The sequence below is a fragment of the Ruegeria sp. AA3 genome (assembly GCF_056542905.1).
On record NZ_JBQGAQ010000007.1, the window covers coordinates 253,802 to 259,944 of the forward strand.

7 protein-coding genes are annotated in these 6,143 nt (G+C 56.9%); 5 read left to right on the top strand and 2 right to left on the bottom strand.

Features of this window, described 5'->3' with window-relative positions; genetic code table 11:
* The first annotated feature begins 108 nt into the window (after positions 1-108).
* Both ACR0JR_RS14490 and clpB read left to right on the top strand, forming a co-directional pair.
* On the top strand, positions 109-429 hold the full coding sequence (locus tag ACR0JR_RS14490; RefSeq protein ID WP_480456728.1) for a hypothetical protein: 321 nt from the start codon (positions 109-111) through the stop codon (positions 427-429).
* Between the two features lie 127 nt (positions 430-556).
* Entirely contained in the window at positions 557-3,175 is a 2,619-nt protein-coding gene (clpB, locus tag ACR0JR_RS14495; RefSeq protein ID WP_480456730.1) for an ATP-dependent chaperone ClpB, read from the top strand.
* Positions 3,176-3,249: 74 nt separating this feature from the next.
* On the opposite strand, the gene ACR0JR_RS14500 is transcribed toward clpB, so the two are convergent.
* Positions 3,250-3,627, bottom strand: coding sequence for a VOC family protein (locus tag ACR0JR_RS14500; protein ID WP_480456731.1), 378 nt, complete (start codon positions 3,625-3,627; stop codon positions 3,250-3,252).
* Positions 3,628-3,667: 40 nt separating this feature from the next.
* Between ACR0JR_RS14500 and ACR0JR_RS14505 the strand changes: the two genes are divergently transcribed.
* From ACR0JR_RS14505 to msrQ, 3 genes are all read left to right on the top strand, one after another.
* On the top strand, positions 3,668-4,207 hold the full coding sequence (locus ACR0JR_RS14505; protein ID WP_480456732.1) for a winged helix-turn-helix transcriptional regulator: 540 nt from the start codon (positions 3,668-3,670) through the stop codon (positions 4,205-4,207).
* Positions 4,208-4,338: 131 nt separating this feature from the next.
* The gene (msrP, locus tag ACR0JR_RS14510; RefSeq protein WP_480456741.1) at positions 4,339-5,238 is read left to right on the top strand and encodes a protein-methionine-sulfoxide reductase catalytic subunit MsrP; all 900 of its coding nucleotides are present in this window, start codon (positions 4,339-4,341) and stop codon (positions 5,236-5,238) included.
* A 4-nt stretch (positions 5,239-5,242) separates the two neighbouring features.
* A complete protein-coding gene (gene msrQ / locus ACR0JR_RS14515) occupies positions 5,243-5,857 on the top strand; it encodes a protein-methionine-sulfoxide reductase heme-binding subunit MsrQ (protein WP_480456734.1) in 615 nt (204 codons plus the stop codon).
* 40 nt (positions 5,858-5,897) lie between these two features.
* On the opposite strand, the gene ACR0JR_RS14520 is transcribed toward msrQ, so the two are convergent.
* Positions 5,898-6,143 (bottom strand): hypothetical protein (locus ACR0JR_RS14520; RefSeq protein WP_480456735.1); only part of this gene is annotated, 246 nt, incomplete at its 5' end.

Here is a 6,143-nt window from a genome sequence, read left to right on the forward strand (position 1 = left end):
AACGGGTTCGGAGCGATCTGTCTATGCGCGAAGCCTGAGGTGAAACGGTTCACGTACTAAGTTGCGCAATGTGCTAATGTGCAAACGTTCAGAACAGGGAAAAGAAAGATGAAAAAAGTAATTCTACTTGGCGTGGCACTGATGTTGGCCGCATGCGAAGATGCGCCTCAGAGTGATCCGCCCGAAACTGGTGCTGCACCGGCTCCAACCAATGACAATCTTCTGCTGGTGCGTGGGTATCGATCGGAAGACGACTGGTGTCAACTGACAGGGGAGACAGCCTATACCGGCAACTTCCTCGATCATACAGCTGATCTGGTTTCATGCCCCACAGGCAGCAGTGCCGAGCAATCTTTGGTTGAAATGTATGATGCTGACGTGATGGGCCAAACCGGCGGTTATTCCGTCTATTCTATTCCGCGCGGGTGACACCGATTTATCTGCTTTAGCCCCTTGAATGGGAAAAGACATTTCCCAAATTGAATGTGAGGCCCAGACCGACGCGTGCCGCCAAGCGGGCGCATCAAAACGGGGCGCTTAAGAAAAGGAGAATGCTATGGACTTGAACAAGTTCACCGAGCGGGCACGGGGATTCGTGCAAGCGGCGCAGACCATTGCGCTGCGTGAGGGGCACCAAAGGCTGGAACCCACACATATTCTGAAAGCATTGATGGATGACGATCAGGGGCTGGCGAGCAACCTGATCACACGCGCTGGCGGCGCACCGAACCGTGTTGTTGAGGCGTTGGACGCTGCAATGGGCAAGATCCCAAAGGTCAGCGGCGACGCGAGCCAGATTTATATGGATGGCCAGACTGCCAAGGTTTTGGACGAGGCAGAGAAGATCGCCACCAAGGCAGGCGACAGCTTTGTGCCGGTTGAACGCATCTTGATGGCGCTGTGTATGGTGAAATCCAAAGCCAAAGAGGCGTTGGAGGCCGGTGCCGTATCCGCCCAGAAACTGAACGAAGCGATCAACGACATCCGCAAGGGTCGCACCGCTGACACCGCATCGGCGGAAGAGGGCTATGACGCGCTTAAGAAATACGCGCGCGACCTGACCGAAGCCGCAGCCGAAGGCAAGATCGATCCGATCATCGGGAGGGACGAAGAAATCCGCCGTTCGATGCAGGTTCTGTCGCGTCGGACCAAAAATAACCCAGTTCTGATCGGGGAACCCGGCGTCGGTAAAACCGCGATTGCCGAGGGTATGGCCCTGCGCATCGTCAATGGCGACGTGCCGGAATCGCTAAAGGACAAGAAACTGCTCGCGCTCGACATGGGCGCGCTGATCGCTGGTGCGAAGTACCGTGGTGAGTTTGAAGAGCGCCTGAAGGCTGTTCTGACCGAAGTGACCGAGGCCGCTGGTGAGATCATCCTCTTCATCGACGAGATGCACACGCTGGTCGGGGCTGGGAAGTCCGACGGCGCGATGGACGCTGCCAACCTGATCAAACCCGCGCTTGCCCGGGGTGAGTTGCACTGTATTGGTGCGACGACGCTGGATGAGTACCGCAAATACGTCGAAAAAGACGCGGCCCTTGCGCGCCGGTTCCAGCCCGTTGTGGTGGCTGAACCGACCGTCGAGGACACGATCAGCATCCTGCGTGGCATCAAGGAAAAGTACGAGCTGCACCACGGCGTGCGAATTTCCGACTCTGCGCTGGTGTCGGCGGCGACCTTGTCGCACCGCTATATCACAGACCGCTTCCTGCCCGACAAAGCCATCGACCTAGTCGATGAGGCGGCGTCGCGTCTGCGGATGGAGGTCGACTCCAAGCCCGAAGAACTCGATCAGTTGGACCGCCAGATCCTGCAGATGCAGATCGAGGAAGAGGCCTTGAAGCTGGAAGACGATGCGGCCTCCAAGGATCGTCTGGAAACCTTGCAAAAGGATCTGGCCGATCTGCAGGAGCAATCCGCCGAGATGACCGCCCAGTGGCAGGCTGAACGCGATAAGCTCGCTGGCGCGCGCGATCTGAAAGAACAGCTCGACAAGGCGCGCGCTGATCTGGAGATCGCCAAGCGCGAAGGCAACCTCGCTAAGGCTGGTGAGCTGTCTTACGGCGTCATTCCCGAGCTTGAGAAAAAGCTGACCGAGGCTGAGAACACCGAAAGCAGCCAGATGATGGCCGAGGAAACGGTGCGCCCAGAGCAGATCGCTTCGGTGGTGGAGCGCTGGACGGGTATCCCGACCTCGAAAATGTTGGAAGGTGAGCGCGAGAAGCTGCTGCGGATGGAAGACGATCTGCATTCCCGCGTGATCGGTCAAGATGCGGCAGTGACCGCCGTGGCCAACGCCGTGCGCCGTGCGCGTGCCGGTTTGAACGATGAAGGCCGCCCGCTGGGCTCGTTCCTGTTCCTCGGGCCAACCGGCGTGGGTAAGACCGAATTGACCAAGGCTGTGGCGAACTTCCTGTTCGACGACGACAACGCGATGGTGCGCATCGACATGTCCGAGTTCATGGAGAAACATGCGGTCGCCCGTCTGATCGGTGCCCCTCCGGGCTATGTCGGCTATGACGAAGGCGGTGTGTTGACCGAAGCCGTGCGGCGCAGGCCCTATCAGGTCGTGCTGTTCGATGAGGTCGAAAAGGCGCATCCGGATGTGTTCAATGTGCTGTTGCAGGTTCTGGACGACGGCGTTCTGACCGATGGTCAGGGCCGCACCGTGGACTTTAAGCAGACGCTGATCATCCTGACGTCGAACCTTGGAAGCCAAGCGCTCAGCCAATTGCCCGAAGGCGCGGACAGCGCGCAGGCACGGCGCGACGTGATGGATGCGGTCCGGGCGCATTTCCGGCCCGAGTTCCTGAACCGTCTGGACGAAACCATCATCTTTGACCGCCTCAAGCGGGCCGATATGGATGGCATCGTCGATATCCAGATGGCGCGTCTGCAGAAACGTCTGACCGCCCGCAAGATCGAGCTCGCACTGGACGATGGCGCCAAGGAATGGCTGGCAAACGAAGGCTATGATCCGGTCTTCGGTGCTCGCCCGCTGAAACGCGTGATCCAGCGCGCATTGCAGAACCCGCTGGCCGAAGCTCTGCTGGCCGGTGAGATCAAGGATGGCGAGACTGTACCTGTCACAGCAGGCACGGATGGATTGATCATCGGAGACCGGCTGGGCACATCGGAACGCCCGCGCCCTGACGATGCAGTGGTTCACTAACTCTTAAGAACTGAAGAGACCCGCCAATCTGGCGGGTCTTTTTTTGGTAGTGGCATGATTGGGGCTGAGAGTGTTCAGGCCTGCCCGGTCAAGTCCTGCGCCAGCATCATTGCGTTACCGTCCGGGTCGTAAAATGTGGCAGTGCTGACCATCCCCTCAATCGTCTCGGTTTCGCCGTCAAACCGAACTCCAGCCCTTTCCAAAGCATCGCGTGCGCTTGCGATATCAGCAACACCAAAGACCGGAACGGTGTTTCCGGGCGCTGGTTCTGCCTGCTCGCCTAAACCAAGGGTTACGCCTTCGGTTTTGGTGAGCATCTCGCTCCAACCCGCCTCATCAATGTGATGGATCAATTCAAACCCGAGCTTCTCATTATACCATTGTGCGCTGGCGTGGCGGTCTTTGACCGAAATGGCAAGAGTGATGGTGTTTTCTAAGGAAACGAGGGGCATGGAACTTTCCTTTTGTCCTAAAATAAAGTAACTATACTTTATGGACATAAAACTACTTGTCAAGCTTACCTCTCGGGCCTGGTCGCTGAACATTCTTGCGCAGCTGCATCAGGGGGTTCCGGGCAGGCAGGCCCCATTGCTCGCTACGACCGGGGCAAGCCGGACGGCATTTGCGGCAAGTCTTGAACATCTGGTCAGCCTTGGCTTGCTTGAACGGAACCCAGGCCATGGTCATCCTCTACGCCCTGAATTCCGTTTGACCAAAGCCGGGGTTCAGGCGGCGGCTGTGGCGGCAGAAATCGTGGCTTTGGTGCCGGATGATACTGAATTGAAGTTACTGCGCCGCAGCTGGACGGTTCCTATTCTGGCGCTGACCCGCCAACCTCGGCGCTTTTCTGGGCTTAGTTCGGATCTTCAGGTGGTCACGGACCGTGCATTGTCATCCTCGCTCAAGCAATTGGAGGCGCAGGACTGGGTTCGACGCGATATCGAAACTTCGGCCCGGCTGCCTTATCCGACCTATCAGGCGGTCAATCTGGGCTGCGAAATAAACCGTGTTGTCGGCTTGAATATAGGGTGACTGTTATTCCCGCGCAAAAGCATGCGCGATTTACGTTACAATCTGTTCGCTCAATCGTGACGCCTGTTTCCTTGGCTCTGTGCTATCAAACCTTACCTCAGTTCCGAGGTTAATGAATGACGGAGAACCAAATGGCGCATCGCTGGACCAACAAACTGACGCATGCAGACGTCACCCCAAGGGCGGCGTTCCTGAACCGGCGGCAGGTCATGGCCGGTTTGGCGGGTGTCGGGCTAGCGGGTCTGGCGCGGCCAGCGGCGGCCGAGACGTTAGAGCCGAATACATGGGAAGAAATTACCTCGTACAACAACTATTATGAATTCGGGACTCGCAAGGATGACCCCGCGAAGTATGCTCACACACTGGTGACCGAGCCCTGGAGTGTCACCATCGACGGTCTGGTCGACCGCCCCGGCGAATATGATTTCAAGGACATCATGTCAGAAATGAAGGTCGAGGAGCGAATCTATCGCTTCCGCTGTGTCGAGGCATGGTCGATGGTCATCCCCTGGAACGGGTTCGAGCTAGCAGATTTGCTTGGCATGGCCGGTGTTCAGGACGGCGCGAAATATGTGGCCTTTGAAACAGCCTATCGACCCGATGAGATGCCCGGTGTGGCATATCCGGTGCTTGACTGGCCATATCGCGAAGGGCTGCGTTTGGATGAGGCGATGCACCCGCTGACCATTATGGCGACCGGGATTTATGGCAGGGATATCCCTAACCAGAACGGTGCGCCTTTGCGATTGGTTGTGCCATGGAAATACGGCTTCAAATCGATCAAATCGATTGTGCGGATCACCCTGACGGATACGCAGCCTCCGACCAGTTGGAATATGGCGGGTCCGCGTGAATATGGATTCTACAGCAATGTGAACCCCAATGTGGATCACCCCCGCTGGTCGCAGGCCTCGGAACGCCAGATCGGCGGAGGCCTGTTTGCCAAACGAATCCCAACGCTGATGTTCAACGGATATGAAGATGAGGTCGCCAGCCTTTACGAAGGCATGGATCTGGCGAAGAACTACTAAGATGATGCAACGGCTCAACGACCTCTTGCGATGGATCCCCGTTTGGGCCGTTTATCTTATGGGCGCGCTGCCAGCGCCTTGGTTATTTTATCAGGGTGTGACCGGTGGTCTCGGGGTCGAGCCGATCGAGGCGCTCGAGCATGAGTTTGGCGAACTGGCGCTGCAGCTTCTGATTCTAAGTCTCGCGATTTCACCCTTGCGCCGCTTCATTGGGCTTAATCTGATGAAGTTCCGCCGTGCGATAGGCATACTGACATTTTCCTATGTCGCATTGCATCTGTTGATCTGGTTGGTGCTGGATGTTCAGATTCCCAGCCAAATCTGGGCAGACATTATCAAGCGGCCCTATATCACGGTTGGGATGGCTGCCTTTGTATTGTTGCTGCCGCTTGCAATCACATCCAACAACTGGTCGGTCCGCCGTTTGGGGCCACGATGGCGCAAATTGCATCGTCTGGTCTATCCAGCCGCAATTCTGGGCGCGCTTCATTATGTGATGCTGGCGAAGGGGTTTCAGATCGAGCCATTGGTCTATCTGGTGATTATTCTGGGCCTTCTGGCCCTGCGCCTGCCGATCACAACATTCCTGATCCGGCTTAGGCAGGTCGATTCAGCCTGACTCGCGGGCGAGTCTGTGGGTAACCGTGTGAATAACATATCTATGGCGCTGTTTTGCGATGGTCGGCGTTCGCGACTTCCGGGTGCTGCGGCTCAGTTGCTCTCATAACCGTTTGTTTTTGTGCATTAAAATTTGATATTTGTGTTTTTTTCTGTTTTTTTGATTTTTCCACTTGCGGCTTCTGGGCGATATACTTAGAACGCCCTTCACCGGCGCTGCTGAGGCGGTTGCTGGGACGCTGGGAACGGCGGAGACGAGCCGGAGAGACGGTTGAGACGCATCGGAG

Bases quoted from the DNA above. Each gene is read 5' to 3' on its own strand.
- ACR0JR_RS14500 (WP_480456731.1), bottom strand. From the start codon at position 3,627: ATGCCCCTCGTTTCCTTAGAAAACACCATCACTCTTGCCATTTCGGTC.
- msrQ (WP_480456734.1), top strand. From the start codon at position 5,243: ATGCAACGGCTCAACGACCTCTTGCGATGGATCCCCGTTTGGGCCGTT.
- clpB (WP_480456730.1), top strand. From the start codon at position 557: ATGGACTTGAACAAGTTCACCGAGCGGGCACGGGGATTCGTGCAAGCG.
- ACR0JR_RS14505 (WP_480456732.1), top strand. From the start codon at position 3,668: ATGGACATAAAACTACTTGTCAAGCTTACCTCTCGGGCCTGGTCGCTG.
- msrP (WP_480456741.1), top strand. From the start codon at position 4,339: ATGGCGCATCGCTGGACCAACAAACTGACGCATGCAGACGTCACCCCA.
- ACR0JR_RS14490 (WP_480456728.1), top strand. From the start codon at position 109: ATGAAAAAAGTAATTCTACTTGGCGTGGCACTGATGTTGGCCGCATGC.